The sequence below is a fragment of the Pseudomonas sp. LP_7_YM genome (assembly GCF_004364435.1).
Taxonomy (GTDB): domain Bacteria; phylum Pseudomonadota; class Gammaproteobacteria; order Pseudomonadales; family Pseudomonadaceae; genus Aquipseudomonas.
The window spans coordinates 98,397-124,782 of record NZ_SOCT01000009.1 but is presented as its reverse complement, the minus strand read 5'-3'; the positions used below and the strand labels follow the sequence as shown (position 1 = coordinate 124,782).

At 57.4% G+C, this 26,386-nt stretch carries 23 protein-coding genes; 16 read left to right on the top strand and 7 right to left on the bottom strand.

The genetic code is table 11. The features are described from left to right. Positions 1 to 13 precede the first annotated feature (13 nt). Positions 14 to 391 carry a DUF6875 domain-containing protein gene (locus EC915_RS25715; RefSeq protein ID WP_372237928.1) on the bottom strand — a complete coding sequence of 126 codons (378 nt, stop codon included), beginning with the start codon at positions 389 to 391 and terminating at the stop codon, positions 14 to 16. Between the two features lie 716 nt (positions 392 to 1,107). On the opposite strand from EC915_RS25715, the gene EC915_RS19345 reads away from it, so the two are divergent. Next, positions 1,108 to 2,094: an alpha/beta hydrolase family protein gene (locus tag EC915_RS19345; RefSeq protein WP_133752119.1), complete on the top strand. Its 987-nt coding sequence runs from the start codon at positions 1,108 to 1,110 to the stop codon at positions 2,092 to 2,094. Positions 2,095 to 2,272: 178 nt separating this feature from the next. Here EC915_RS19345 and EC915_RS19340 read toward each other — a convergent pair whose 3' ends face one another. The 3 genes from EC915_RS19340 to EC915_RS19330 are packed head-to-tail and all read right to left on the bottom strand — an operon-like array spanning position 2,273 to position 4,792. Further along, the gene (locus EC915_RS19340; RefSeq protein WP_133752118.1) at positions 2,273 to 3,043 is read right to left on the bottom strand and encodes a DnaJ domain-containing protein; all 771 of its coding nucleotides are present in this window, start codon (positions 3,041 to 3,043) and stop codon (positions 2,273 to 2,275) included. Next, entirely contained in the window at positions 3,044 to 3,727 is a 684-nt protein-coding gene (murU, locus tag EC915_RS19335) for an N-acetylmuramate alpha-1-phosphate uridylyltransferase MurU (protein WP_133752117.1), read from the bottom strand. Between the two features lie 36 nt (positions 3,728 to 3,763). Then, positions 3,764 to 4,792: an aminoglycoside phosphotransferase family protein gene (locus tag EC915_RS19330; RefSeq protein WP_133752116.1), complete on the bottom strand. Its 1,029-nt coding sequence runs from the start codon at positions 4,790 to 4,792 to the stop codon at positions 3,764 to 3,766. 129 nt (positions 4,793 to 4,921) lie between these two features. Here EC915_RS19330 and EC915_RS19325 point away from each other — a divergent pair, with 129 nt between their 5' ends. From EC915_RS19325 to EC915_RS19275, 11 genes are all read left to right on the top strand, one after another. Further along, positions 4,922 to 7,741, top strand: a complete 2,820-nt coding sequence (locus tag EC915_RS19325) for an LPS-assembly protein LptD (RefSeq protein ID WP_133752115.1) — start codon at positions 4,922 to 4,924, stop codon at positions 7,739 to 7,741. Continuing rightward, on the top strand, positions 7,722 to 9,044 hold the full coding sequence (locus EC915_RS19320; RefSeq protein WP_166651038.1) for a peptidylprolyl isomerase: 1,323 nt from the start codon (positions 7,722 to 7,724) through the stop codon (positions 9,042 to 9,044). The genes EC915_RS19325 and EC915_RS19320 overlap by 20 nt, the downstream gene beginning before the upstream one ends. Next, positions 9,041 to 10,030 (top strand): 4-hydroxythreonine-4-phosphate dehydrogenase PdxA, encoded by a 990-nt coding sequence (gene pdxA, locus EC915_RS19315; RefSeq protein ID WP_133752114.1) that lies wholly within the window; start codon positions 9,041 to 9,043, stop codon positions 10,028 to 10,030. The genes EC915_RS19320 and pdxA overlap by 4 nt, the downstream gene beginning before the upstream one ends. Beyond that, positions 10,027 to 10,833, top strand: coding sequence for a 16S rRNA (adenine(1518)-N(6)/adenine(1519)-N(6))-dimethyltransferase RsmA (gene rsmA / locus EC915_RS19310; RefSeq protein WP_133752113.1), 807 nt, complete (start codon positions 10,027 to 10,029; stop codon positions 10,831 to 10,833). The genes pdxA and rsmA overlap by 4 nt, the downstream gene beginning before the upstream one ends. Positions 10,834 to 10,951: 118 nt before the next feature. Next, positions 10,952 to 11,332: a Co2+/Mg2+ efflux protein ApaG gene (apaG, locus tag EC915_RS19305; RefSeq protein WP_133752112.1), complete on the top strand. Its 381-nt coding sequence runs from the start codon at positions 10,952 to 10,954 to the stop codon at positions 11,330 to 11,332. After that, entirely contained in the window at positions 11,332 to 12,213 is an 882-nt protein-coding gene (locus tag EC915_RS19300; RefSeq protein ID WP_133752111.1) for a symmetrical bis(5'-nucleosyl)-tetraphosphatase, read from the top strand. The genes apaG and EC915_RS19300 overlap by 1 nt, the downstream gene beginning before the upstream one ends. Positions 12,214 to 12,269: 56 nt before the next feature. Beyond that, positions 12,270 to 12,590, top strand: coding sequence for a thiosulfate sulfurtransferase GlpE (glpE, locus tag EC915_RS19295; RefSeq protein WP_133752110.1), 321 nt, complete (start codon positions 12,270 to 12,272; stop codon positions 12,588 to 12,590). A 288-nt stretch (positions 12,591 to 12,878) separates the two neighbouring features. Then, positions 12,879 to 14,801 carry a PrkA family serine protein kinase gene (locus EC915_RS19290; RefSeq protein ID WP_133752109.1) on the top strand — a complete coding sequence of 641 codons (1,923 nt, stop codon included), beginning with the start codon at positions 12,879 to 12,881 and terminating at the stop codon, positions 14,799 to 14,801. A gap of 145 nt (positions 14,802 to 14,946) precedes the next feature. Continuing rightward, positions 14,947 to 16,218 carry a YeaH/YhbH family protein gene (locus tag EC915_RS19285; protein ID WP_133752108.1) on the top strand — a complete coding sequence of 424 codons (1,272 nt, stop codon included), beginning with the start codon at positions 14,947 to 14,949 and terminating at the stop codon, positions 16,216 to 16,218. Beyond that, a complete protein-coding gene (locus EC915_RS19280; RefSeq protein WP_133752107.1) occupies positions 16,215 to 17,777 on the top strand; it encodes a SpoVR family protein in 1,563 nt (520 codons plus the stop codon). Before EC915_RS19285 ends, EC915_RS19280 begins: the two co-directional genes overlap by 4 nt. Positions 17,778 to 17,858: 81 nt before the next feature. Further along, positions 17,859 to 19,088, top strand: a complete 1,230-nt coding sequence (locus tag EC915_RS19275) for a multifunctional CCA addition/repair protein (protein ID WP_133752106.1) — start codon at positions 17,859 to 17,861, stop codon at positions 19,086 to 19,088. Between the two features lie 73 nt (positions 19,089 to 19,161). On the opposite strand, the gene folK is transcribed toward EC915_RS19275, so the two are convergent. Both folK and folB read right to left on the bottom strand, forming a co-directional pair. Then, positions 19,162 to 19,689, bottom strand: a complete 528-nt coding sequence (gene folK, locus EC915_RS19270; RefSeq protein ID WP_133752105.1) for a 2-amino-4-hydroxy-6-hydroxymethyldihydropteridine diphosphokinase — start codon at positions 19,687 to 19,689, stop codon at positions 19,162 to 19,164. After that, positions 19,680 to 20,033: a dihydroneopterin aldolase gene (gene folB, locus EC915_RS19265; RefSeq protein ID WP_133752104.1), complete on the bottom strand. Its 354-nt coding sequence runs from the start codon at positions 20,031 to 20,033 to the stop codon at positions 19,680 to 19,682. Before folB ends, folK begins: the two co-directional genes overlap by 10 nt. Positions 20,034 to 20,107: 74 nt before the next feature. On the opposite strand from folB, the gene plsY reads away from it, so the two are divergent. Continuing rightward, positions 20,108 to 20,677, top strand: coding sequence for a glycerol-3-phosphate 1-O-acyltransferase PlsY (gene plsY, locus EC915_RS19260; protein WP_166651037.1), 570 nt, complete (start codon positions 20,108 to 20,110; stop codon positions 20,675 to 20,677). A gap of 54 nt (positions 20,678 to 20,731) precedes the next feature. Here the strand turns inward: plsY and tsaD are convergent, their stop codons facing one another. Beyond that, positions 20,732 to 21,757 carry a tRNA (adenosine(37)-N6)-threonylcarbamoyltransferase complex transferase subunit TsaD gene (gene tsaD / locus EC915_RS19255; RefSeq protein ID WP_133752102.1) on the bottom strand — a complete coding sequence of 342 codons (1,026 nt, stop codon included), beginning with the start codon at positions 21,755 to 21,757 and terminating at the stop codon, positions 20,732 to 20,734. A 195-nt stretch (positions 21,758 to 21,952) separates the two neighbouring features. On the opposite strand from tsaD, the gene rpsU reads away from it, so the two are divergent. The 3 genes from rpsU to rpoD all read left to right on the top strand — a co-directional run bounded on the left by rpsU (position 21,953) and on the right by rpoD (position 26,294). After that, entirely contained in the window at positions 21,953 to 22,168 is a 216-nt protein-coding gene (gene rpsU / locus EC915_RS19250) for a 30S ribosomal protein S21 (RefSeq protein WP_110951580.1), read from the top strand. A gap of 243 nt (positions 22,169 to 22,411) precedes the next feature. Continuing rightward, on the top strand, positions 22,412 to 24,382 hold the full coding sequence (dnaG, locus tag EC915_RS19245) for a DNA primase (RefSeq protein WP_133752101.1): 1,971 nt from the start codon (positions 22,412 to 22,414) through the stop codon (positions 24,380 to 24,382). A gap of 67 nt (positions 24,383 to 24,449) precedes the next feature. After that, entirely contained in the window at positions 24,450 to 26,294 is a 1,845-nt protein-coding gene (gene rpoD, locus EC915_RS19240) for an RNA polymerase sigma factor RpoD (protein WP_133752100.1), read from the top strand. Positions 26,295 to 26,386: the final 92 nt, after the last annotated feature.

Below are 26,386 nucleotides of genomic sequence, written 5' to 3'. Positions count from 1 at the left end.
GTAATTTCTCTAATCACAGCGTTGGGCTGGGCGTCCGGAGAGGAAAAAAATCCGCCGAATGCAAACTTTTAGCGTTACTTTCTTTATAAAGAGCGCCCAGCATAAGAAAAGACATTACACACTTAATCTTATTTCTTACATGTATATTCAGCAATGTTTCAATATCAAAATTTTCAGGCAGCAGGATAATGATTGCACGCCCATACTTGGTTTGATCGCTTCGGAGTGACTGCATGAAGGACACACATTGATCTATATGCGCACCCCACTCTAAATCACTGGCATGATTACCATAGCTAAAATAAATATTATTACTCCTTATTGCGCCTACGACAAACGGACAAACTGATCCATTCCTATGCGGCTGCTTATCCGTAAGAAATCCTGTCACATACGGTTTATTTTTTCAAATGCAGTGATAGCAAAGGTAAGCTTTGACATACCTTCGAACTTTGACATCTCCGCTATAGGTGTTGACATAAATAACTCCCAGGATCAGATTCCCCGGAATTTCCCGGGGAATGGTTTCAGTTTAAAGTTTCATTACCACTTCCAACCTTCACATCCCCCAGCCACAGATTCGGTACAAATGGAGGTTTGAAAAAATATGCGGGAAAGAAGACTACGCTTCCTCGTAGGAAATGCCAGATCATCTCTTTTGTGAGAAAACGCCTGAGAACTTGCTTGTGAAAAGTCGTTTGTCATTTTTTTTCTTCCTTAGTTAGGTAGGCTCCTAGACGATTGATAATCAGTGGGCTTAGGAGCCAGGCGGTGCCCATTTATTGCCGTCCTAATGATGTGCTGCTGGTTATCAATTTTTATAGTGGCTCTTTTGTTATATGCATATGCAATATTGGCCCAGGCATGGGACGGCGGCACAGGCTACGCAAACGAGACGAGTCACAAATTCGGTCAACGTTGCACGCACACAGCCGATACCCTGAAAACAACGGGTGCGCATGCTCGACCTGTGTTCTCTTCGCCCCTGAGGCAGGATCGGTTATTTGAAGCGCGCGATGCCTGGAAAACAGGCGCCCACATGCGGACTGACAAACAGTCATCAACCCATTAGGCTGCCGGAATTGTTTCCGGCCTTTGGAATATTCAATGCCCTACACCATTCGCGCACTATTTCCCGCGATTTGCCTGACGCTGATACTGCCGTGCTGGCAGGTCGCAATGGCAGCAGATCCTGCTCCAGACAAAGACGCCAAGGCCGCCGAGCCCCCGGTCGAGCGCGCAGCGTTACCATCTCGTAGCGAGGAAGACAAGCTGGTGCTGGAGCGTCAGGTGCCCAAAGCCGAGCAGCAGCAACTCCAGGCCGGTGAGGAGAACTATCTGGCCCTGTGGAAACCTGCAAACACCGACGACCCCAAAGGCGCGGTGGTGATCGTGCCGGGTGCCGATGAATCCCCGGACTGGCCGAATGCCGTTGGCCCGTTGCGACGCAAGTTGCCGGATGTGGGCTGGTCCAGCCTGAGCCTGAGCCTGCCGGATGCCTACGACGATGGTATTTTCGCTCGCGCAGCGGATACACCGGCTACAGCCGACAAAGCCGCTGCTGACAAAGACAAATCCAAGGACACACCCGCCAAAGCACCCGATCCGGCAGCCAGCGCCGAAGCCGATGCCGCAGCGGCCGCAGCGCAGGCGGCTGCCCAGGCTGAGTTGACCAAGGCCAACGCCGAGAAGATATTCGCGCGCATAGACAGCGCCATTGCCTTCGCTCAGCAGAACAAGGCCCATACCATCGCGTTGCTGGGGCATGGCACCGGCGCCTACTGGGTCGCGCGCTACATGAGCGAGCGCCCATCGCCCACCGTGCAGAAACTGGTGATGGTCACAGCGGCAGATACCGGCAAGGACACGCCGTCATTACTGGAAATAGTGCCGACATTGAAAGTTGCGACTGCGGACTTTGTCGACAGGGACAAGACAATACCCCGCCAGCAAGCACAGGATCGCCTGGACGCCAGCAAGCGCGTAAAAAACGCCCGCTTCACCCAGGTGGCATTGAGCGCGATTCCGGGCAATACCGCGATGGAACAGGATCAGCTGTTTCGCCGCGTACGGGGATGGCTGGAGGCGCAATAACAAAACCCGAATCCGTATGACACCCTGTGCAGCAAGCAAGCAAGCAAGCATGCTCGCGAATGCGGCGGCCAATCGATGCCTTTCTAGCTGGCACGACGCCTTCACGACACGCTCTCTACTACGGGTTATGAATGCCTGCCTGACGCCACGGGCGAAATTCAAACGGCAAAGGGATCAGTCACCGAAAGCCGCGCTTCTCTCGAATCACCGCATAGGCGGCATGCAATTCGCGGGTCCGTTCGGTGGCGTCCCGCACCTGCAGCTGACTGGCCCCGGAGCCTGCAACCTTGTCCGGGTGGTGCCGGCTCAATAGACGACGATACGCGCGCTTGATCTGCGCAGGTTCCGAGTCTGTCCGCACACCAAGCAGGCGTAGCGCGTCCGGGTATTGGTTCGCGCTGCTGGCGGGTGCGCGCATTCGGTGTTCGTCTTCGGTCGAAGACAGCGCTTCGACCCTTTCCGCCGTCCAGCCCAGCCACTTGCCCCACAGCACGATCAACTCGCGCTCGGCCCTCGACGCCTTGCCATCGGCCCACGCCATGCGCCAACAGGCACGTAACAGGCCTTCGGCAGCATGCGGCTGGGTTTTCAGGCGTTTGAGGTGCGCCCGCAGCTTGTCGCGGCCATCCTTGCCACGATTGAAAGCCGCAATTGCGCGACGCGTCGCCGGTTCGCTCAAATCCAGACGGCGCATCTCGACCCGGGCTTGCTGAATATGACCATCGAGCACCCGGCCATCCCGCTTGGCCAGGCGACCGAGCAGGATGAAAATCAGCTCGTCATCACGCGGCACCTTTTGTCCACCGAAGTGCTCGCGCAGTTCGGCAAGGCTCTGCACCTGCAGGCGTCGGTCCAGCGCCTGCCCGAGCAACGCCCCCAGCATCGCACCGGGTATGCTGGCAATCGCGTACCCGGCACCTGCGCCGACCAAAGTGAATGGCCAAAGCATTTAGGATTTCACCGCAAGGATCCGCTCGACTTCCGCCAACCGTTCGTGAGTGCCGACGTCCACCCAGCGCCCCTTGAAATGCTCACCGGTCACCTGCCCCTTGGCCATCGCATCGCGCAACACAGGTGCCAGCTTGAAGGCACCCTCGCTGCACGTGGCGAACAGCTGCGGGTGCAGAACAGCGATGCCGCTGTAGGTCAGACGCGGCAGGCTGGCGTCATCCCGCACTTCGCCATCCACCAATGCAAAATCGCCGGCGGGATGATGCAGCGGATTGTCCACCAGCACCAGATGCGCAAGCTCCTGGATCGGCGCGCCGCTTCTCGATGAGTTCAACGCCGTGAAATCGCAATCGGTCCAGATATCGCCGTTGACCACCAGAAACGGCTCATCACCCAGCAGCGAGAGGGCGCGGAAAATCCCGCCACCGGTTTCCAGCGGTTCGCCTTCGGGTGAGTAACGAATGCATAAACCCAGCTGCCGACCGTCGCCCAGAAAGTCCTCGATCTGCTGACCCAGCCAGGCGTGGTTGATCACGACCTCGGTAAACCCCGCAGTTTTCAGGGCACGCAGGTGATATTCGATCAATGCACTGCCACCGGCGCGGACCAGCGGCTTGGGCGTGTGCAGTGTCAAAGGACGCAGACGCTCGCCTTTGCCCGCCGCCAGAATCATCGCTTTCATGCATCCCTCTTCAAGACAGTCTTCACATCCATTCCTTTACACGGCGGCTTGTTGTTTTGGCCGACCCAGACTGGTCAGCAGGCTGCTCAACTCGACCAGTTCGGGCCGACGCCCCAGCACTGCGTCTATATAAGAGAAGAAGCGCGGCACATCAGCGATGTAACGCGGCTTGCCGTCACGGTGGCAGATCCGCGCAAAAATCCCGATGACTTTCAAATGACGCTGCACTCCCATCAGGTCACTGGCACGATGGAATTCTTCAAAATCATCCTGCACGACAATACCCAGTGCTCCGGCTTTCTCCCAATAAGCCCTGAGCCAGCTCGCAACACGCTCTTCCGGCCAACTCAGGAACGCGTCCTTGAACAGGCAGGTGATGTCATAAGTCACCGGACCATAGACCGCATCCTGGAAATCCAGCACGCCGGGGTTCGGCTCACTGATCATCAGGTTGCGTGGCATATAGTCGCGGTGCACCAGAACCTTGGGCTGCGCCATCGCGCTTTCGATCAGCAGATCGCTGACCCGCTGCCAATTGGCTTGCTGCGCCTGGTCAAACTCGATGCCCAGATGTTGCTTCACATACCACTCGGGAAACAGCTCCAGTTCACGACGCAAAAGGGCGACGTCATAGCTGGGCAGTGACGTATCCATCGGCAACTGCTGATAGGCCAGTAATGCTTCGATGGCATCGGCGAACAATTGATCTGCATTTTTTTCGTCGATGACATCCAGATAGGTTTTTCGACCCAGGTCATTGAGCAACAGAAAGCCCTGATTCAGGTCTTCGGCATAAATTTTCGGAACATTAATTCTCGATTTGCTCAATAAATGAGCAATGTCGACAAAGGGTTTACAGTTTTCTTGAGGGGGGGGAGCATCCATGACGATAAAAGTGCGACCCTCGCCTTCCCAGCGGAAGTAGCGACGGAAACTTGCGTCGCTACTGGCCGCAGTCAACGTGGCCGGGGGGACGGCGCCCCAGCCTTGAGCTATGAACAACTTTGGCAGCTGCTCATCGAGCCAAACTTTGAGGTGTTGCAGGCGTACATCTTGATCTGGCATTACAAGGGTCTCCGACGGCGCTAGCCGTCAAGCGGGTCATGCTTTATTATCCGACATCTTTTTCAGCCCATCGAGAGGCGTGCGGCCCCCCCGCGGGCAGATGGCGCGCAGGAAGCCCGGACTAATAAGATGGCATTGAAATCCCCCGCGTTTCGTAAAAAATTTCCGTTGCTCGTAACCGGCAGTTTGCTGGCGATGCAACCTCTGGCCACTCAGTACGTGGTTGCAGCTGAGCAGTATGACTGTTCGGTGTCTGCAACAGGTGCCTGGGATTGCTCCCCGAAAACCAATGCAGCCCAGTTGCCTCCGCGGCCGGTGCACGACGCCAACAGCGTGTCGTCCAACAGCAGCACGGCGAACGGGTCCACCACGATCACCGAGAACGGTGAAGTCGTGCCTAAAACGATGCTGGTCACCGAGGCCAAGGGCCGTGGCCTGAAATCGCGCAGCGCAGACTACAGCCACCTGGACTGGGTGCCACGCGAGAAGCTGACCGCTGCCCAACTGGCAGAGACCGGCCCTTACTGCTCAGGCGCCTATATCGAGCCGATTCGTCCAGGCATGGATGACAAGACCGCGAAAAGCGACGCCCCGACGTTCATCGGTGCCAAGGCTTCGCGGTATCAGCAGGAAGAGCAGATCGCGAGTCTGGCCGGTGATGTGGTACTGCGCCAAGGCTCCATGCAGGTCGAAGCCGACGAAGCCAGCCTGCATCAGGCCGAAAACCGTGGCGAGCTGAACGGCGATGTCCGTCTGCGCGACAACGGCGCCCTGATTGTCGGTGATCACGCCGAAGTGCAGCTGGACACCGGTGAGGCGAAAGTCGATAACGCCGAATACGTGCTGCACAAATCCAATGTGCGTGGTAACGCGCTGTATGCTCGCCGTGCAGAGAACGCGATCATCCGCCTCAAGGACGGTACGTACACCACGTGCGAGCCGAGCAGCAACGCCTGGACGGTCAAGGGCAACAATATCACCCTGAACCCGGCCACCGGTTTCGGTACCGCGACCAACGCAACATTGCGCGTACACGACATCCCGGTCCTGTACACGCCGTACATCTATTTCCCGATCGACGATCGGCGCCAGTCCGGCTTCCTGCCACCGAGCATCGGCGCCAGTACCGACACCGGCTTCTCGTTGCTTACGCCTTACTACTTCAACCTGGCGCCGAACTACGACGCCACGCTGTACCCGACCTACATGGCCAAGCGCGGCCTGTTGCTCGAAGGCGAATTCCGCTACCTGACCAAAAGCAGCGAAGGTCAGTTCGGCGCGGCTTACCTGAATGACCAGAACGACGATCGCAAGCAGCAGTCTGACTACAAAGACACCCGCTGGCTGATCAATTGGCAGAACCGCAGCGGCCTGGATGAACGCCTGACCGCGCACGTCGATTACACCAAGGTCAGCGACCCCTACTACTTCAAGGACCTGAAAAGCGGCCAGGAAGGCGTGAGCACTCACGACTACCTGAATCAGCAGGGCGATCTTACGTACCGTGGCGACAGTTATGTCGCGCGCATGAATGCCCAGCAGTACCAACTGACCACAATTACCGCGATCACGCCCTACGCACGCCTGCCTCAGTTAACGCTGAACGGCACGCTGCCCTTCAATCCGGGCGGGTTAAAGTTTGATTACGAGTCCGAATTGGTACGGTTCGATCGCGACCTGCGCACCGGTAACTATCTGGATGAAAACGGTGGCCCAATTAACTACAACGCGGACGGTACCTTGGCTGCGCCTGGTACGCCACGTCTGGACACCCATGTTGCCGGCCTTGCACGTGCTAACGGCGACAGGCTCAATCTGGCACCTTCCATCAGTTTGCCTTTGAGCACCAGCTACGGTTTCGTGACCCCGAAACTCAAGTACGTTTATACCAAGTACGATCTGGACCTGGATGCTGACGGTAAGCGGACCTTGCTGGCAGACGAAACGTACAACAGTTCGCAAGACCGCTCCGTACCGATCTTCAGTGTAGACAGCGGCCTTTACTTCGATCGCAACACCAACTGGTTCGGCAAAGACTACCGCCAGACCCTCGAACCGCGGCTGTACTACCTTTATGTGCCCTACAGGGATCAGAGCGACATCCCGGTCTTCGACTCGGGTGAGACGACCTTCAACTACGCCTCGCTGTTTCGCGACAACCGCTTCGTTGGCTCCGACCGTATCGGTGACGAGAACAAGCTGTCGCTGGGCGTGACCAACCGCTGGATCGAAGACAACGGTTTCGAACGCCAACGCGTGAGCGTCGGTCAGGCGGTTTACTTTGCTGATCGCAAGGTGCAGTTGCCAGGTATCAGCTATGAGGAACGCAAGGACGCCCAGTCCGACGTTTCCCCGTACGCACTCGAATATGAATACCGTTTCAACCGCGACTGGCGGGCCACGTCGGACTTCAACTGGGACCCGGACAGCCGCAGCACTCGCTCCGGCAGCGCAATGGTTCACTACCAGCCTGAAGACAACCCGGGCAAGATCATCAACGCCGGTTACCGTTACCGTAACGACCAGGTTCGTTACGACCAGACTACCGGCAAGTGGATGGTGGGCAATGGTAACGCGACCCTTCCCGATGGATCGATCATCAAGGACTACTACAAGATCCAGCAGCACGACTTCTCGGTCATCTGGCCCGTCGCGCCGCAATGGAGCGCCATCGGTCGCTGGCAGTATGACTACAACCGCAACCGTACCCTCGAAGCCTTTGGTGGCTTTGAGTACGACAACTGCTGCTGGAAGCTGCGTCTGATCAACCGGTACTGGGTTGACTACGACGAAAACTCCCAAGAGGTGGCGCAAAACGAAAAAGGCGACCGCGGCGTCTTCCTACAAATCGTGTTGAAGGGACTTGGTGGCGTTGTTGGCCAGAAAGTTGAAAGCTTCCTCGACCAAGGCATCCAAGGTTATCGTGAACGTGAAGACCAAGCTTTCTGATTGTCTGCGCCCGCTGATGCTGGGCGCGTTGCTCATCGGTACGGTGGCGCACGCTGAAGTGCGCACCATCGACAAGGTCGTGGCCATTGTCGACAACGACGTGGTCATGCAAAGCCAGCTCGACCAGCGCACCCGTGAAGTTCAACAAACCATTGCCAAGCGTGGCCAGGGTGTTCCGCCATCCAGTGCCCTGGAGTCTCAGGTCCTTGATCGTCTGATTCTGGAAAACCTGCAGCTGCAGATCGGTGACCGCTCCGGCATTCGCATCAGCGATGAAGAGTTGAACCAAGCGGTTGGCACCATTGCTCAACGTAACAACATGAGCATCGAACAGTTCAAGGCTGCGCTGACCCACGACGGTCTGTCGTACAACAGCGCCCGTGAACAGATTCGTCGGGAAATGATCATCAGCCGCGTGCGTCAGCGTCGCGTGGCCGAGCGCATACAGGTGTCGGAACAGGAAGTGAAAAACTTCCTGGCCTCGGATCTGGGCAAGGCGCAGTTCTCGGAAGAGTTCCACCTGGCCAACATCCTGGTTCCCACACCTGACAGTGCTACCTCGGACCAGATCCAGGCGGCAGCGGCCAAGGCAAAGGATATCTACGGCAAACTGCAGCAGGGTGCGAACTTCGAGCAGTTGGCGATCTCTGCCTCGGCCAGCGAAAGCGCCCTGGATGGCGGTGACATGGGCTGGCGTAAAGCCGCTCAGTTGCCACCCCCATTCGGCGACATGCTCAATTCGATGAGTCCGGGCCAGGTCACGCCTCCAGCCCTTACTCCAGGCGGCTTCATCATTCTCAAGCTGCTTGAAAAGCGCGGCGGCGAAAATCAAACCCAGATGCGCGACGAAGTCCATGTTCGTCACATCCTGATCAAGCCCAGTGAAATCCGCAGCGAAGCGGAAACCGAGAAGCTGGCCAAGCGTATTTACGACCGCATCCAGAACGGCGAGGATTTCGGCGAACTGGCGAAGAGCTTCTCCGAGGATCCGGGCTCCGCGCTCAACGGTGGCGACATGAACTGGGTCGACCCGCGTTCGCTGGTGCCGGAATTCCGCGATGTCATGAACGAGACTCCGCAAGGCGTGGTGTCCAAGCCCTTCAAGACTCAGTTCGGCTGGCACGTGCTGGAAGTCCTTGGCCGGCGTGCAACTGACAGCACCAGCCAGGCGCGCGAGCAACAGGCGATGACCGTATTGCGTAACCGCAAGTACGACGAAGAGCTGCAAACCTGGCTGCGTCAGATCCGCGACGAAGCCTATGTTGAAATCAAGCTCCCTGGCGCAGACCAGGCGGCCAAGTGAAACCCCGGCGTTTCGCCCTGACGCCCGGCGAGCCCGCTGGCATCGGCCCTGACCTTTGCCTGCTGCTCGCCGCGCAGTCCCAGCCCCATCCCCTGATCGCCATTACCAGTTGCGACCTGCTCAACGAGCGGGCAGCACAACTGGGCGTGGTCGTCAGCCTGATTCCTGTCCTGCCGCCCACATGGCCTGACATCCCTGCGCCGGCCGGAAGCCTGTATGTGTGGGACACCCCCCTCAATACTTCCGTGGTCACAGGGCAATTGAATGAAGCCAACGGCGCATTCGTCCTTGAAACACTTACCCGAGCGGGGCAAGGTTGCCTCGACGGCGATTTCGCCGGAATGATCACTGCCCCCGTACATAAGGGCGTGATCAACGAAAGCGGAATCGCCTTTTCCGGCCACACCGAGTTTCTGGCCGAACTGACCCGGACCGAGCAGGTAGTCATGATGCTCGCCACCGGCGACTTGCGCGTGGCACTGGTGACCACTCACCTGCCTCTGCGCAACGTTGCAGATGCCATTACTGCTGAGCGGCTGGAGCGGGTTACACGCATCCTGCATGCGGATCTGGTCAACAAGTTCGGCATCTCCCACCCAAGGATTCTGGTCTGCGGACTGAATCCCCATGCGGGCGAAAGCGGCCATCTGGGTCGCGAAGAAATCGACATCATCGAACCCACTCTGGAGCGTCTGCGCAGCGAGGGCCTTGATCTGCGCGGCCCGCTGCCCGCCGATACTCTGTTTACCCCCAAATATCTGGAGCACTGCGATGCAGTGCTGGCGATGTACCACGACCAGGGCCTACCGGTGCTCAAGTACAAAGGCTTCGGCGCCGCCGTCAATGTCACGCTCGGCCTGCCGATCATTCGCACGTCTGTGGATCACGGTACTGCGCTGGATCTGGCCGGCAGCGGCAAGGTCGACACCGGCAGCCTCAAGGTCGCTCTGGAAACCGCCTATAAGATGGCTGAGACCCGTAAATGACTGAGCAATACCAACACAAGGCGCGTAAGCGCTTCGGCCAGAATTTTCTGCACGATGCGGGGGTGATCGACAAGATCCTGCGCTCGATTCGTGCCAAGGCCGATGACCGCCTGCTGGAAATCGGCCCGGGTCAGGGTGCCTTGACCGAAGGCTTGCTGGGCAGCGGCGCACAACTGGATGTCGTGGAGCTGGACAAGGACCTCGTACCCATCCTGATGCAACAGTTCGGCAGCATGCCGAATTTCAACCTGCACCAAGGCGACGCGCTCAAGTTCGACTTCACTAGCCTAAACGCAGCGCCCAACAGCCTGCGCGTGGTCGGCAACCTGCCCTATAACATCTCCACGCCGTTGATTTTCCATCTACTGCAAAACGCACACCTGATTCGCGACATGCACTTCATGCTGCAGAAGGAAGTGGTTGAGCGTCTGGCAGCAGGCCCGGGCGGTGGCGACTGGGGGCGGCTGTCGATCATGGTTCAGTACCATTGCCGCGTCGAACATCTGTTCAATGTCGGTCCCGGCGCGTTCAATCCACCGCCCAAAGTCGACTCGGCGATTGTCCGGCTAGTCCCTCACGAGACCCTGCCCCACCCGGCCAAGGACCACCGCACGCTGGAACGCGTCGTTCGCGAGGCGTTCAACCAGCGCCGCAAAACCCTGCGCAACACCTTGAAAGCGCTGCTGACCAGCGAAGAGATCACGCAAGCAAGCGTGGACGGCAGCTTGCGCCCCGAGCAGCTGGATCTGGCTGCATTCGTGCGTCTGGCTGACACGCTCACCGATAAACCTGTCGTCGGTTGATACCCTCAGGACATGCCCGGCCGAAGCACCAATTGGTTGTTAAGCCGTCACATGTCCTAGACTCATTCTTCTCCGGGCTTTTCCGGCTTTTTCCGCCCCCGCTTTTAAGGCCTCTTGCATGTCCGATCCTCGTTACCAGGTCGACGTCAGCGTCGTCACCCGCTTCCTTACAGAACAGTCAGAGCCGGAGCAAAATCGTTTTGCCTTCGCCTATACCGTCACGGTTCACAACAGCGGCGAGCTGTCGGCCAAGTTGTTGTCGCGCCACTGGGTGATCACCGATGGCGACGGAAATGTCGAAGAAGTTCGCGGTGAGGGTGTGGTGGGCCAGCAACCGCTGATTCAAGCGGGACAAAGCCATACCTACAGCAGCGGCACAGTCATGACCACCAAGGTCGGCAACATGCAGGGCACGTATCAAATGCTCGCCGAAGACGGTGAACGCTTCGACGCGATCATCGCGCCTTTCCGGCTGGCTGTACCAGGGGCGCTTCACTGATGTCAGTGTACGCAGTCGGCGATCTGCAAGGTTGTCTCGAACCGCTGAAATGTCTGCTGCGACACGTGTCGTTCGATCCGGCGAAAGACAAACTGTGGCTAGTGGGCGATCTGGTGAACCGAGGACCACAGTCTCTGGAAACCCTGCGCTTTCTTTACGCCATGCGCGACTCCATTGTCTGCGTGCTCGGCAACCATGACCTGCACCTGCTCGCCGCTGGCCGCAATATCGAACGCCTGAAGAAAGGCGATACGCTGCGGGAAGTACTCGAAGCTCCTGACGCCAATGAATTGCTCGAGTGGCTGCGCCATCAAAAGCTGATGCACTACGATGCCGAGCGCGATATGGCCCTCGTGCACGCCGGCATCCCGCCGCAATGGACCCTGAAAAAGGCCCTGCGCTGCGCCGAGGAAGTCGAAGAAGCCTTGCGCGATGACAACCTGCTCAAACCATTCCTGGACGGCATGTACGGTAACGAACCCGCCATATGGGACAAGGATCTACAGGGCGTCACCCGGCTGCGCGTGATCACCAACTACTTCACGCGCATGCGCTTCTGTACAAGCGACGGCAAGCTCGACCTCAAGAGCAAGGAAGGTCTGGACAGCGCACCTGCCGGATACGCGCCCTGGTTCAGCCACCAGGATCGCAAGACCAAGGGCTTGAACATCATCTTCGGGCATTGGGCTGCATTGGAGGGTCGCTGCAGCGAGCCCGGCGTTTACGCGCTCGACACTGGCTGCGTATGGGGTGGCGCGATGACGATGCTCAACGTCGACACGCGAGAACTGATTCATTGCGATTGTGATGGACAGGGCAACCTCGCCTCCCCTGCAGCGTATGACTCAACGGCTAAGGACCGTGCCGACCCGCAACGTTAGAATATTTCTTCCCGTTCTCGGCAATCCGGGAACATAACGGCCCAGGAGCCCACCTCATGACCGATTTCAAACGCATTCCGCCGGAGCAGGCCCAGGCCCTGCGTGAAAAAGGAGCCGTGCTGGTCGACGTCCGCGATGCACAGACCTACGCCAGCCACCACATCCCGAATTCGCACCATCTGGACAACCACTCCATCGCCGACTTCATTCGCCAGGCTGACCTCGACAAACCGCTCGTCGTCCTTTGCTACCACGGCAATTCAAGTCAGAGCGCAGCGGCCTATCTTGTCGGCCAGGGCTTCTCCGAGGTCTACAGCATGGATGGTGGCTTCGAACTGTGGAAAAACACTTTTCCGGACGAAACCGCGCAAGGCTGATCGAAAAATATTTTTTCGATGCGCGGAGCCGCGTCCTGTGCGGCCTCGCGCATACAACTGTCGCACGGTACCCCCACATTCATCCGCCTTCCTTCTTTCTGTGCGCGAATCCGAACTATCCTTAGCCTCAGGCCATCCGAATCAGGGGAGAGCCGGTACACCGGCGCGTGGGTCATCGGTAGCTACTTTTAGGGTGTTTGGGGGGTAAATGACCGCTGAGTCATCAGCGGTCATCCAGCATCGACTGACGATCCGCCGCCGGCTCAACGTATCGAGCGAGGTGACGTCATGAGTATTTTTAGCCACTTCCAACAACGCTTTGAATCTACACGCCAGGAAGAGCTCTCGTTACAGGAGTACCTGGAGCTCTGCAAACAGGATCCCAGAACCTATGCCTCTGCGGCAGAACGTCTTCTGCTGGCCATTGGCGAGCCTGAGTTGCTCGACACGTCGACCAATTCGCGTCTTTCCCGAATTTTCTCCAACAAGGTGATCCGACGCTATCCAGCCTTTGCCGATTTCCATGGCATGGAAGAGTGCATCGAGCAGATCGTTTCATATTTCCGCCATGCCGCTCAGGGTCTGGAGGAAAAGAAACAAATCCTCTACCTGCTTGGTCCGGTCGGTGGCGGTAAGTCTTCCCTGGCCGAAAAGCTTAAACAGCTGATTGAAAAAGTCCCTTTCTATGCCATCAAGGGTTCGCCGGTCTTCGAGTCACCGCTTGGGCTGTTCAACGCCACGGAAGACGGCGCGATCCTCGAAGAAGACTTCGGCATCCCCCGTCGCTACCTGAGCACCATCATGTCGCCCTGGGCGACCAAACGCCTGGCAGAATTCGGTGGCGATATCAGCCAGTTCAAGGTAGTCAAACTGTATCCGTCGATCCTCAATCAGATTGCTGTCGCCAAGACCGAGCCGGGTGACGAAAACAACCAGGACATCTCCGCGCTGGTGGGCAAGGTCGATATCCGCAAACTCGAAGACTATTCACAGAACGACGCCGACGCTTATAGCTATTCCGGCGCGCTGTGCCGGGCCAACCAGGGCCTGATGGAATTCGTGGAGATGTTCAAAGCGCCGATCAAGGTGCTGCACCCATTGCTCACCGCCACTCAGGAAGGTAACTACAACAGTACCGAAGGCCTGGGGGCTATCCCGTTCAACGGCGTTCTGTTGGCCCACTCCAACGAATCGGAATGGCACAGCTTCCGCCACAACAAGAATAACGAGGCCTTCATCGACCGGATCTACATCGTCAAGGTGCCGTACTGCCTGCGTGTTAGCGATGAGATCAAGATCTACGACAAGCTGCTGTTCAACAGTTCCCTGTCCAAGGCCCACTGCGCCCCGGACACCCTGAAAATGCTGGCGCAGTTCACCACCCTGTCGCGCCTCAAGGAACCGGAAAACTCGAACATCTATTCCAAGATGCGGGTTTACGACGGCGAGAATCTCAAGGACACCGATCCGAAGGCCAAGTCGATTCAGGAGTACCGTGACAGCGCGGGCGTCGACGAGGGCATGAATGGACTGTCCACCCGTTTTGCGTTCAAGATCCTCTCGAAAGTCTTCAACTTCGACCCACACGAAATCGCAGCCAACCCGGTGCACCTGCTGTATGTGCTCGAACAGCAGATCGAGCAGGAACAGTTCCAGGCAGAAACCCGCGAGCGGTACCTGCGCTTCATCAAGGAATACATGGCCCCTCGCTACATCGAGTTCATCGGCAAGGAAATCCAGACGGCATACCTGGAGTCCTACAGCGAGTATGGGCAGAACATTTTTGATCGCTACGTCTTGTATGCCGACTTCTGGATTCAGGATCAGGAATACCGCGACCCGGAAACCGGCGAAATTCTCAACCGCGTCGCACTCAACGAAGAACTGGAGAAGATCGAAAAACCGGCAGGTATCAGCAATCCAAAGGATTTCCGTAACGAAATCGTCAACTTCGTCTTGCGTGCACGCGCCAACAACAATGGGAAGAATCCAACATGGCTCAGCTACGAGAAGCTGCGCGTGGTGATCGAGAAGAAGATGTTCTCCAATACCGAGGACCTTCTTCCCGTCATCAGTTTCAACGCCAAAGCCAGTAAAGAGGATCAGCAAAAGCACAACGACTTCGTTACCCGGATGGTCGAGCGGGGCTACACCGATAAACAGGTACGTCTGCTGTCCGAGTGGTACCTGCGCGTCAGGAAGTCGCAATAAAGCAGCTGTAAGCTACAAGCTTCAAGCTTCAAGCTTCAAGCTTCAAGCTTCAAGCAGCAGGCTGAAGGGGTCAGCGTCCGAATACCTGGCCAGGATCAGCTTGCAGCTTGTGGCTGTTTTTTTCTTGTAGCTGCCCGGAGGGCCTATGAGCTATGTGATCGACCGACGTCTCAATGGCAAGAACAAGAGCACGGTAAATCGGCAGCGCTTTCTGCGTCGTTACCGTGATCACATCAAGAAAGCAGTCGAAGAAGCAGTCAGCCGCCGTTCTATCACTGACATGGAGCATGGCGAACAAATCAGCATCCCTGGCCGCGATATCGACGAGCCAGTGCTGCACCATGGTCGCGGCGGTAAACAAACCGTCGTTCACCCCGGCAACAAGGAATTCACCAGCGGCGAACATATTGCCCGCCCGCAAGGCGGCGGCGCAGGTAAAGGGCCCGGTAAGGCGAGCAATTCCGGCGAAGGCATGGATGAGTTCGTGTTCCAGATCACTCAGGAAGAATTCCTCGAGTTCATGTTCGAGGACCTGGAACTTCCCAATCTGGTCAAACGCAATCTGGCAGGCACCGAAACCTTTAAAACCGTACGTGCAGGCATCAGTAACGAAGGCAATCCCTCGCGGATCAATATCGTTCGTACGCTGCGCTCGGCACACGCCCGACGTATCGCGTTATCGGGCAGCAGCCGCGCCAAACTCAAAGAGATACTCACCGAAGTTGAGCGACTGAAGCGCGAAGAACCCGACAATTTTGGCGACATTCAAGCCTTGGAGCTTGAGGCACAACGCTTGCAGGCGCGAATCAAGCGCGTTCCTTATCTGGACACGTTCGACCTCAAGTACAACCTGCTGGTCAAACAACCCAACCCCAGCTCCAAGGCAGTGATGTTTTGCCTGATGGACGTCTCTGGCTCCATGACTCAGGCCACAAAAGACATCGCCAAACGATTTTTCATTCTGCTTTACCTGTTTCTGAAGCGAAATTACGACAAGATCGAAGTCGTGTTCATCCGCCACCACACCAGCGCGCGCGAAGTCGACGAGGAGGAGTTTTTCTATTCGAGGGAAACCGGCGGCACAATCGTGTCCAGCGCTTTGAAACTGATGCAGGAGATCATGGCCCAGCGCTATCCGGCCAACGAATGGAACATCTATGGGGCGCAGGCATCAGACGGTGACAACTGGAACGACGACTCGCCCATCTGCCGCGACATCCTGATCAAACAGATCATGCCCTTCGTGCAGTACTACACCTACGTCGAAATTACCCCGCGCGAGCATCAGGCGCTGTGGTTCGAATACGAACGCATCGGCGATGCTTTCGCTGACACGTTTGTCCAGCAGCAGCTGGTCTCTGCCGGTGATATCTATCCGGTTTTCCGTGAACTCTTCCAGCGCAGGTTAGTGACATGACCGCCAGAGAGCATAAACGCCAACCCCTTTCCACGGGTTCAGAGTGGACATTCGAACTGATCCAGGCGTACGACCGGGAGATAAGCCGCATCGCCGAGCGCTACGCCCTGGACACTTACCCCAACCAGATCGAAGTGATCACCGCCGAGCAGATGATGGATGCCTACGCATCGGTCGGCATGCCGCTGGGTTATCACCACTGGTCTTACGGCAAGCATTTTCTCAGCACCGAAAAATCCTACTCACGCGGTCAGATGGGACTGGCATACGAGATCGTCATCAACTCAGATCCGTGCATCGCTTATCTGATGGAAGAAAACACCATTTGCATGCAGGCGCTGGTCGTGGCGCACGCCTGTTATGGCCATAACAGCTTCTTCAAGGGCAATTACCTGTTCCGCACCTGGACCGACGCCAGTTCGATTATTGACTACCTGGTGTTCGCCAAGCACTTCATCATGCAATGTGAAGAACGCCACGGCATCGACGCCGTTGAAGACCTTCTCGACTCCTGCCATGCGTTGATGAATTACGGCGTGGATCGCTACAAACGGCCCTATCCGATTTCGGCGGAAGAAGAGCGCCAACGGATGAAGGACAGGGAAGAGCACCTGCAAAAGCAAATCAACGATCTATGGCGCACCATTCCCAAGAATGCCAACAAGAACGACAGGGAAGACAACGCCCGCTTCCCTCCCGAGCCTCAGGAAAACATCCTTTACTTCATCGAGAAGCACGCTCCTTTGCTGGAGCCATGGCAGCGGGAAGTCGTGCGCATCGTGCGCAAGATCGCCCAGTATTTCTATCCGCAACGCCAGACCCAGGTGATGAACGAGGGATGGGCCACCTTCTGGCATTACACGTTAATGAATGATCTGTACGACGAAGGCCTGGTGACTGACGGATTCATGCTCGAATTCCTGCAGTCGCACACCAGCGTGGTTTTCCAGCCCGGTTTCGACAGTCCCTATTACAGCGGCATCAATCCCTACACGCTGGGTTTTGCGATGTATCAGGACATTCGACGGATGTGCGAGCACCCAACCGATGAGGATCGCCAATGGTTTCCGGATCTGGCGGGCACCGATTGGCTCACGGCAATCAAATTTGCGATGAGCAGCTTCAAGGATGAGAGCTTCATCTTGCAGTACCTGTCGCCTAAGGTGATCCGCGATCTCAAGCTGTTCAGCATTTTGGATGATGATCAGAAGGACGATCTCATGGTGCCTGCCATCCACGACGAAACAGGCTACAGGACGATCCGGCAGACCCTCGCTGCGCAATACAACCTGGGCAACCGCGAACCTAACGTGCAGATCTACAGCATCGACCGCCGTGGTGATCGCTCGCTGACCCTGCGCCATCAGCAACACGACCGTAAGCCACTGGGTGATTCAACCGACGAAGTGCTCAAACACCTGCACCGCCTTTGGGGCTTCGATATCCATCTGGAGACGCTACAAGGCGATCAGGTGATGAAAACCCATCACGTGCCACCGAAAAGCGAGCATGCCGACAGTGACTATCCCCGGCTCGATATGGCGGTCGTTCACCTATAGAGACCAAAGCGGGACCTGAGAAAAATGCACCTCCACAGGCGCGACGTTAGGTTTATCCTGTCGCGCTCACGGAGGTTTTTTATGCAGATCTATAAAGTTGGCGGCGCCGTTCGCGATCGCCTGCTTGGTAAAACGGTTGCGGACACTGATTGGGTCGTGGTCGGCGCGACGACCGATGAAATGCTGGTCAAGGGCTATCGCCCCGTAGGGACGGACTTTCCGGTATTTCTGCATCCTCTGACCGGCGAGGAATATGCGCTAGCGCGCACAGAGCGCAAGACCGGACGCGGGTATGGCGGGTTTGTGTTTCACGCCTCCCCAGACGTTACCCTGGAACAGGACCTGATCCGCCGCGACTTGACGATCAATGCCATCGCCGAAGACAAAGAGGGTCATCTGACAGACCCCTACCAAGGGCAGCGCGACTTGCAGGAACGCATCTTGCGCCACGTTTCTCCAGCGTTCGCGGAAGACCCTTTGCGAGTGTTGCGGGTCGCCCGCTTTGCAGCCCGGTATGCACCCGAAGGTTTCATCATCGCCCCCGAAACGCTGTCCTTGATGCGCCAGCTCAGCGCATCGGGTGAGCTGGAAGCGCTGACCCCGGAGCGCAGCTGGAAAGAGATTTCCCGCGCACTGATGGAACGGGAGCCGCAGGTGTTTATTCAGGTTCTGCGCGAATGCGGGGCGCTCAAAGTGCTGATGCCGGAAATCGATGCGCTGTTCGGCGTGCCTCAACCCGAAGCCCATCACCCGGAAATCGACACCGGCCTGCACGTGCTTGGCGTTGTGCATCAGTCAGCGCTGCACCACCAGCCGCTTGCGGTCCGCTGGGCCTGCCTGCTGCACGACCTGGGCAAAGGACTGACTCCTGAGGAGGAGTGGCCCCGGCATATCGCACACGAGCAAAAGGGACTCAAAGCCATCAAGGCCGTTAGCCTGCGCTTCAAGGTGCCAAGGGATTGCCAGGAACTGGCGCTACTGGTCGGCGAATATCACACCCACGGTCATCGCGCGCTGGAATTGCGGCCTTCGACCTTGCTCGACCTGTTGCAAAGTTTCGACGTCTACCGCCGTCCCCAGCGTTTCGAGGAGTTCATCGTCGCGTGCGAAATGGACGCGCGAGGCCGTAGGGGATTCGAGTATCGCAGCTATCCACAGGCTGAATACCTGCGAGGCGCGGCCGATGCAGCCAGACGAGTATCCGTGCAGCCGCTGCTGGACAAGGGTTATCAAGGGCAGCAACTGGGCGAGGCGCTTAAACGGGAGCGGCTGGATACGCTGACGGTTTATAAGGCGACATATCAAGCTTGAGTGCATGACACTGCGGGATTTCGCGGCCCCGTGTGGCAGTGACCTCACTGCCAAGGTGAACGGGGGATGCCGGCTAAATCGGGGGCAACATCGCAGCCGGCGTCAGCTGCTCACCTCGCCACTCAAACCCGACCGGCCAAAGCTGCTGGTCAATTTGAGCGTTTTCCCACAAGCGGGCGACCGTCATGCCTGCTGCCGGGTGCACTTGTTCAGGCGCGATCAGAGACAAAGGCCACAGCACGAAGGCATTCTTCAGAATCTCCGCACGCGGCAGAATCAATCCGTCGAAGTTGCCCACCTGGTCGCCATACAGCAACACATCGATATCCAGCGGCAAACCCTTACGGGCCGGCGCATAGCGACCATTGTCGGCTTCGATGAATTTCAGGCGACGATCCAGTTCGATCAATGGCAGATCAGTCAGCGCCGATACCACCAGATTGATAAAGGGCCCACTCTTGATCCCCACCGGATGACTCTCGAATACCGGCGAGCAGGACATATCGGTGAGGATCTCGGCTAGCGCATCGAGTCCGGCACACAGGTGCTGGTGACGGTCGATATTGCTACCCAGGCCCAGAAAAATTCGTGTCAGCGACATCCGCGCTCAATCTCCACGCCTACACCCTTGGCCGCTGGCACGGCTCCGGGCTTGGTCAGCTTCAAGTGCAGCCAGGGGATATTGAATTCACTCATCAACACCTCGGTCAGACGCTCGGCAAAGGTTTCGACCAACTGGAATTGCGAGACCTCGGCAAAAGCCTGAATCCGCGTGGAGACGCTGGCGTAGTCAAGTGCCTTGCTCAGGTCGTCACCCGCCGCTGCCGGCCGAATGTCCCAGGCAAAACTCAGGTCCAGACGCAGGCACTGACGAATGCCGCGCTCCCAGTCGTAGGCACCGATCACCGTATCGACCTCCAGACCCTCAATGAAAACTCTGTCCAAGCCTTTCTCTCCGCTGCACGACAAGGGCGCAATGCGCCGTTAGAATCAGGGCATCCCCGCCCGGAATGGTTAGCATGTTTTGGTTACTGGCGATCCTCGCCTACCTGCTCGGCTCGCTGTCCTTCGCCATCCTGCTCAGCCGCATCACTGGCAGTCCGGACCCACGTGTCAGTGGCTCGGGCAACGCAGGCGCCACCAACATGCTACGTCTGGCCGGCAGGAAGCTCGCTATCCTGACCCTGATCGGCGACGCCTGCAAAGGTTTGCTCCCGGTGCTGATCGCCGCAGCAGCCGGGCTCGACCCTCGTCAGCAAGCCTGGGTCGGACTTTATGCCGTGCTCGGCCATCTCTTTCCACTGTACTTTCGTTTCCGTGGCGGCAAAGGCGTCGCCACCGCTGCAGGCATGCTGTTGGGTCTTTACCCGCCTGCCGCCTTGCTTGCGATCACGACCTGGCTGCTGACCTTTTATCTCACTCGAACCAGTTCTCTGGCATCGCTGATCGCCACGCCGTTAACCCTGCCGCTGCTGGCCTGGCAGGAGCCTCATGCGCTGATGCCCATGAGTCTGCTGACCTTGCTGATCGTATGGCGCCACCGCGGCAATCTACGCGACCTGTTTGCCGGGCGCGAACGGCATTTCTGAATGCAAAAACTGAAAAAGGCTCATTCGAGCCTTTTTTCATCACACTGTTATTCATCAAAGACCTGGCAATTGCTCCATCGGCCAGCGAGCCTGAACGCTGATGCTCAGGCTTTCTTTCTGCCCCGCCTGCAGGCGCTGGCACCCAGCGAAGGCGATCATCGCCCCGTTGTCGGTGCAGAACTCGGGCCGGGCGTAATACACATTGCCACCAAGGCCACCGAGCATCTGCTCAAGGGATTGACGCAAAGCCTTGTTCGCGCTTACGCCCCCGGCGATTACCAGACGCTTGAGCCCAGTTTGCTTAAGGGCACGTTTGCACTTGATGGTCAGAGTCTCCACCACCGCCTGCTGGAAGGCCAGCGCGATGTCGCAACGGGTTTGCTCGCCGTCGTCCCCAGCGCTTTGGCATTGCTGCCAGGTGTTCAGCGCGAAGGTTTTCAGACCGCTGAAGCTGAAATCCAGACCGGGGCGATCGGTCATGGGTCGCGGGAAGGTAAACCGACCAGCCACTCCGCTGAGCGCCAGCCGGGAAATCTCGGGACCACCAGGGTAATGAAGGCCCATCATCTTCGCGGTCTTGTCGAACGCTTCACCGGCAGCGTCATCCAGTGTCTCGCCCAAAAGCTCATACAGGCCGATGCCATCGACCCGCACCAGCTGTGTGTGACCACCTGAAACCAACAAAGCGACGAACGGAAACTCAGGTGGTTGCGCTTCCAGCATGGGGGCCAGCAAATGGCCTTCCATGTGGTGAACGCCCAGCGCCGGAATATCCCAGGCAAAGGCCAGCGCCTGGGCACAGGAAGCCCCAACCAGCAGCGCTCCGACCAGGCCAGGACCTGCTGTATAAGCAATCGCATCGATCTCGGTGGCGGCACAGTCGGCCTCGGCCAAAACCTGACGAATCAAGGGCAGCATGCGTTTTACGTGATCGCGGGAGGCCAGTTCAGGCACCACACCGCCATAAACGCGGTGCAGGTCGATCTGGCTGAATAATGCATCGGCGAGCAGGCCGCGTTCGCTGTCGTACAGCGCAACGCCGGTCTCGTCGCAGGAAGTTTCCAATCCCAGTACTAGCATGGGGTACGCCTTGTAGAGGCTAAATTCGAAGGCGCGCATAATAGTCGCCGCTCAGGCCTGCGACCAGCGGTTTTCGATCAGAGGCTTTGCATTCCTCGCGCCGAGGGGTTAACATCCGCAACCCTTAAAACCGGCGTACTTAGTGCAAGTGTTGTGCGAGGCGTCGACCCCGGTAATGAATGAAGGTAGCTCTGGATGCCAGCCGTCAAAGTTAAAGAGAATGAACCCTTCGACGTAGCTCTGCGTCGTTTCAAGCGCTCCTGCGAGAAAGCCGGCACTCTGGCCGAAGTTCGTAGCCGCGAATTTTACGAGAAGCCAACTTCCAAGCGTAAGCGTATGGCAGCTGCTGCTGTTAAACGTCACGCCAAGAAAGTTCAGCGCGAACAGCGCCGCGCCGTTCGTCTGTATTAATACAGGCGTCCGTTGCAAGCTTCTGCCTTGCCCGGTCTTAAAGCCGGGCTGTCGGCAGTTGCAGTTTTAGCTCCACGCAGCACAGATAGAGACTGTCGATGTCGCGGATGCGGCAAGACAAAATCCGTCTAACTCTTTCAGCCTGATTCAGGCAGCGTTAACCGTCTACACTGACCAAGCACCGTCGTTACGCTTTGGATTCGCCATGATCTTTCTGGCGGGGCGCCTGATGATGAGAACGCCATGGCCGGACTGATTCCCCAAGGTTTTATTGACGACCTTCTGAACCGCACCGACATCGTCGATGTTGTCAGCTCTCGCGTTCAATTAAAGAAAACCGGCAAGAATTTCAGTGCCTGCTGCCCTTTCCACAAGGAAAAGACACCCTCGTTCAGCGTCAGCCCTGACAAGCAGTTCTACTACTGTTTTGGTTGTGGCGCAGGTGGCAATGCCCTTGGCTTCATCATGGACCACGACAATCTGGATTTCCCCCAGGCAGTCGAGGAACTGGCCAAAGCCGCTGGCATGGAGGTACCCCGCGAACAGGGCGTCAGAGGCCAAAAGCCCCGACAGCCTACTGATTCGCCGCTTTACCCGCTATTGACTGCTGCCGCCGACTTTTACCGTGCCGCACTGAAAAGTCACCCGACACGCAAATTCGCAGTGGACTACCTGAAAGGCCGTGGCCTCTCGGGCGAAATTGCCCGCGATTTCGGGCTGGGGTTCGCCCCGCCCGGCTGGGACAATCTGTACAAGCATTTGAGCAGCGACACTCTTCAGCAAAAGGCCATGATCGATGCCGGCCTGCTGATTGAGAATGCCGAAACCGGCAAGCGTTACGACCGCTTTCGCGACCGAGTGATGTTTCCCATTCGCGACAGTCGGGGTCGGGTCATTGCTTTTGGCGGTCGCGTACTGGGTGACGACAAACCGAAGTATCTGAACTCGCCCGAGACGCCGGTATTTCACAAGGGCCAGGAGCTGTACGGCCTGTTCGAGGCGCGCAAATACAATCGCAACCTTGACGAAATCATCGTTGTTGAAGGCTACATGGACGTCATTGCGCTGGCGCAGCAAGGCTTGCGCAACGCTGTCGCAACATTGGGCACCGCCACCAGCGAAGAGCACCTTAAAAGGCTGTTTCGCGTAGTGCCAAACGTTCTGTTCTGCTTCGACGGAGACCAGGCAGGGCGCAATGCCGCATGGCGAGCGCTGGAGGCAACACTTACCAGCCTTCAGGATGGTCGCCGCGCGCGCTTTCTGTTTTTACCCGAAGGTGAAGACCCGGACACGCTGGTTCGCGCCGAAGGTACCGATGCGTTCAAGGCAAGGATCAACCAGCACGCGCAACCGCTGGCCGACTATTTTTTCGAGCAGTTAACCAAAGAAGCAGATCCACGCTCGCTGGAAGGCAAGGCGCATATGGTCACCCTGGCTGCGCCACTGATCGAAAAAGTCCCGGGCGCCAACTTGCGCGAGCTTATGCGTCGCCGGCTTAAGGAAATTACCGGGCTGGACACCGCAGCGGTAAATCAACTGGTGCAAAGCGCTCCGCCGGAGACACAACCGGTTTACGATCCGGGCTTCGACTACGATTCGGTGCCTGATTACGGCGACTATCAACCCCACGATGCGTATGAGTCGCAGCAGCAATGGACACCTGGCGCAACGGGTGGGCAACAGACGAAATGGGATAAAAAACCGTGGGACAAGCGCAAGAAGTGGGACAGGAACGGTAAACGCCCGGACTACGAACCACGTGCCCCGCGGACACCGGCAACCGTCGAACCTCCTACACTGACAGCACTCAGGACGTTGCTTCATCATCCTGACCTGTCGCAAAAGGTGGAAGATACCAGTTACTTTGCGGCCGAAGACAACGTTTACTCGCAGTTGCTGGTGGCATTGCTCGAAGCGTTGCAGAAAAACCCCAAGCTGCGATCGCTGCAATTGATCGCTCGCTGGCATGGAACCGATCAGGGACGATTATTACGACAACTTGCGGAAAAGGAATGGCTTATCTCGGCCGATAACCTTGAACAACAGTTTTTCGACACTATAACTAGCTTGTCCGCCCGCCAACGCGAGCGAAGCCTGGATCAATTGATCAGGAAGGAACGGCAGACCGGGCTGAGCGCAGAGGAAAAAGTTCAGCTGCTCAACCTGTTAAATCGCAAAGTTCCTGCACAAACCCCGACCTCAACTGGCGCGTGAGGTCCGAGCTCGGGTATAATCCTCGGCTTGTTTTTTGCCCGCCAAGACCTTCAGTGGATAGGGTGTTATGTCCGGAAAAGCGCAACAACAGTCTCGTATCAAAGAGTTGATCACCCTGGGTCGTGAGCAGAAATATCTGACTTACGCAGAGGTCAACGACCACCTGCCGGAAGATATTTCTGATCCGGAGCAGGTGGAAGACATCATCCGCATGATTAATGACATGGGGATCCCGGTACACGAGAGCGCTCCGGATGCGGACGCCCTTATGCTTGCCGATGCCGACACCGACGAGGCGGCCGCTGAAGAAGCGGCCGCAGCGTTGGCGGCGGTTGAAACCGACATCGGCCGTACGACGGACCCGGTGCGCATGTATATGCGCGAAATGGGTACTGTCGAGCTTCTGACACGTGAAGGCGAGATCGAAATCGCCAAACGTATCGAAGAAGGCATCCGTGAAGTCATGGGTGCGATTGCGCACTTCCCTGGCACGGTCGAGCATATTCTCTCCGAATACACTCGGGTTACCACCGAAGGTGGCCGGCTGTCCGACGTCCTGAGCGGCTATATCGATCCGGACGACGGCATCGCACCGCCTGCCGAGGCACCGCCACCTGTCGATCCGAAAGCCGAAAAAGCTGATGCAGCTGACGACGACGATGACGAATCTGACAGCGATGACGAGGAAGAGGCCGAAAGCGGCCCGGACCCGGTCATTGCAGCTCAGCGCTTCGGTGCGGTCTCCGATCAGATGGCAATCGCCCTCAAGATCCTGAAAAAGCACGGTCGCGGCAGCAAGCAGGCCAACGAAGAGCTACTGGCTCTGGCCGAGCTGTTCATGCCGATCAAGCTGGTTCCTAAACAGTTTGAAGGTCTGGTCGAACGCGTTCGCGGTGCTTTGGAGCGTTTGCGTGCACAAGAACGCGCCATCATGCAGCTATGTGTGCGTGATGCCCGCATGCCGCGTGCCGACTTCCTGCGCCATTTCCCGGGCAACGAAGTCGATCAGAGCTGGACCGACGCGCTGGCCAAAGGCAAAAGCAAATATGCCGAAGCCATTGGCCGCCTGCAGACCGATATTCAGCGTTGCCAGCAGAAGCTGACCGCACTGCAAGAAGAAACCGGCCTGACCGTGCTGGAAATCAAGGACATCAACCGTCGCATGTCGATCGGTGAGGCCAAGGCCCGCCGCGCGAAGAAAGAGATGGTTGAAGCGAACTTGCGTCTGGTGATCTCGATCGCCAAGAAGTACACCAACCGCGGCCTGCAGTTCCTGGATCTGATTCAGGAAGGCAACATCGGTTTGATGAAGGCGGTGGACAAGTTCGAATACCGTCGCGGTTACAAGTTCTCGACTTATGCCACCTGGTGGATTCGTCAGGCGATCACTCGCTCGATCGCGGACCAGGCTCGCACCATCCGCATTCCGGTGCACATGATCGAGACGATCAACAAGCTCAACCGTATTTCCCGCCAGATGCTGCAGGAAATGGGTCGCGAACCGACGCCGGAAGAGCTGGGCGAACGCATGGAAATGCCTGAGGACAAGATCCGCAAGGTATTGAAGATCGCCAAAGAACCGATCTCCATGGAAACGCCGATTGGTGACGACGAAGATTCGCATCTGGGTGACTTCATCGAAGATTCGACCATGCAGTCGCCTATCGACGTCGCCACCGTTGAGAGCCTGAAAGAAGCGACGCGTGAAGTTCTCTCGGGCCTTACCGCCCGTGAAGCCAAAGTGCTGCGTATGCGTTTCGGCATCGACATGAATACTGACCACACCCTTGAGGAAGTCGGTAAACAGTTCGATGTAACCCGTGAGCGTATTCGTCAGATAGAAGCGAAGGCGTTGCGCAAGCTACGCCATCCGACGAGAAGCGAACACCTGCGTTCGTTCCTCGACGAGTAAGCTTAACGCGCCTACCACAAGATCCCCGGCATGCCGGGGTTTTTTGCATTTCAGGGAACACGTATTTGGCAGTGTGCCACCTTCCTGAAGCA

Coding starts and splice junctions, on each gene's coding strand:
- EC915_RS19345 (WP_133752119.1), top strand. CDS start 1,108: ATGCCCTACACCATTCGCGCACTATTTCCCGCGATTTGCCTGACGCTG.
- EC915_RS19340 (WP_133752118.1), bottom strand. CDS start 3,043: ATGCTTTGGCCATTCACTTTGGTCGGCGCAGGTGCCGGGTACGCGATT.
- murU (WP_133752117.1), bottom strand. CDS start 3,727: ATGAAAGCGATGATTCTGGCGGCGGGCAAAGGCGAGCGTCTGCGTCCT.
- EC915_RS19330 (WP_133752116.1), bottom strand. CDS start 4,792: ATGCCAGATCAAGATGTACGCCTGCAACACCTCAAAGTTTGGCTCGAT.
- EC915_RS19325 (WP_133752115.1), top strand. CDS start 4,922: ATGGCATTGAAATCCCCCGCGTTTCGTAAAAAATTTCCGTTGCTCGTA.
- rsmA (WP_133752113.1), top strand. CDS start 10,027: ATGACTGAGCAATACCAACACAAGGCGCGTAAGCGCTTCGGCCAGAAT.
- apaG (WP_133752112.1), top strand. CDS start 10,952: ATGTCCGATCCTCGTTACCAGGTCGACGTCAGCGTCGTCACCCGCTTC.
- EC915_RS19300 (WP_133752111.1), top strand. CDS start 11,332: ATGTCAGTGTACGCAGTCGGCGATCTGCAAGGTTGTCTCGAACCGCTG.
- glpE (WP_133752110.1), top strand. CDS start 12,270: ATGACCGATTTCAAACGCATTCCGCCGGAGCAGGCCCAGGCCCTGCGT.
- EC915_RS19290 (WP_133752109.1), top strand. CDS start 12,879: ATGAGTATTTTTAGCCACTTCCAACAACGCTTTGAATCTACACGCCAG.
- EC915_RS19285 (WP_133752108.1), top strand. CDS start 14,947: ATGAGCTATGTGATCGACCGACGTCTCAATGGCAAGAACAAGAGCACG.
- EC915_RS19280 (WP_133752107.1), top strand. CDS start 16,215: ATGACCGCCAGAGAGCATAAACGCCAACCCCTTTCCACGGGTTCAGAG.
- EC915_RS19275 (WP_133752106.1), top strand. CDS start 17,859: ATGCAGATCTATAAAGTTGGCGGCGCCGTTCGCGATCGCCTGCTTGGT.
- folK (WP_133752105.1), bottom strand. CDS start 19,689: ATGTCGCTGACACGAATTTTTCTGGGCCTGGGTAGCAATATCGACCGT.
- plsY (WP_166651037.1), top strand. CDS start 20,108: ATGTTTTGGTTACTGGCGATCCTCGCCTACCTGCTCGGCTCGCTGTCC.
- tsaD (WP_133752102.1), bottom strand. CDS start 21,757: ATGCTAGTACTGGGATTGGAAACTTCCTGCGACGAGACCGGCGTTGCG.
- rpsU (WP_110951580.1), top strand. CDS start 21,953: ATGCCAGCCGTCAAAGTTAAAGAGAATGAACCCTTCGACGTAGCTCTG.
- dnaG (WP_133752101.1), top strand. CDS start 22,412: ATGGCCGGACTGATTCCCCAAGGTTTTATTGACGACCTTCTGAACCGC.
- rpoD (WP_133752100.1), top strand. CDS start 24,450: ATGTCCGGAAAAGCGCAACAACAGTCTCGTATCAAAGAGTTGATCACC.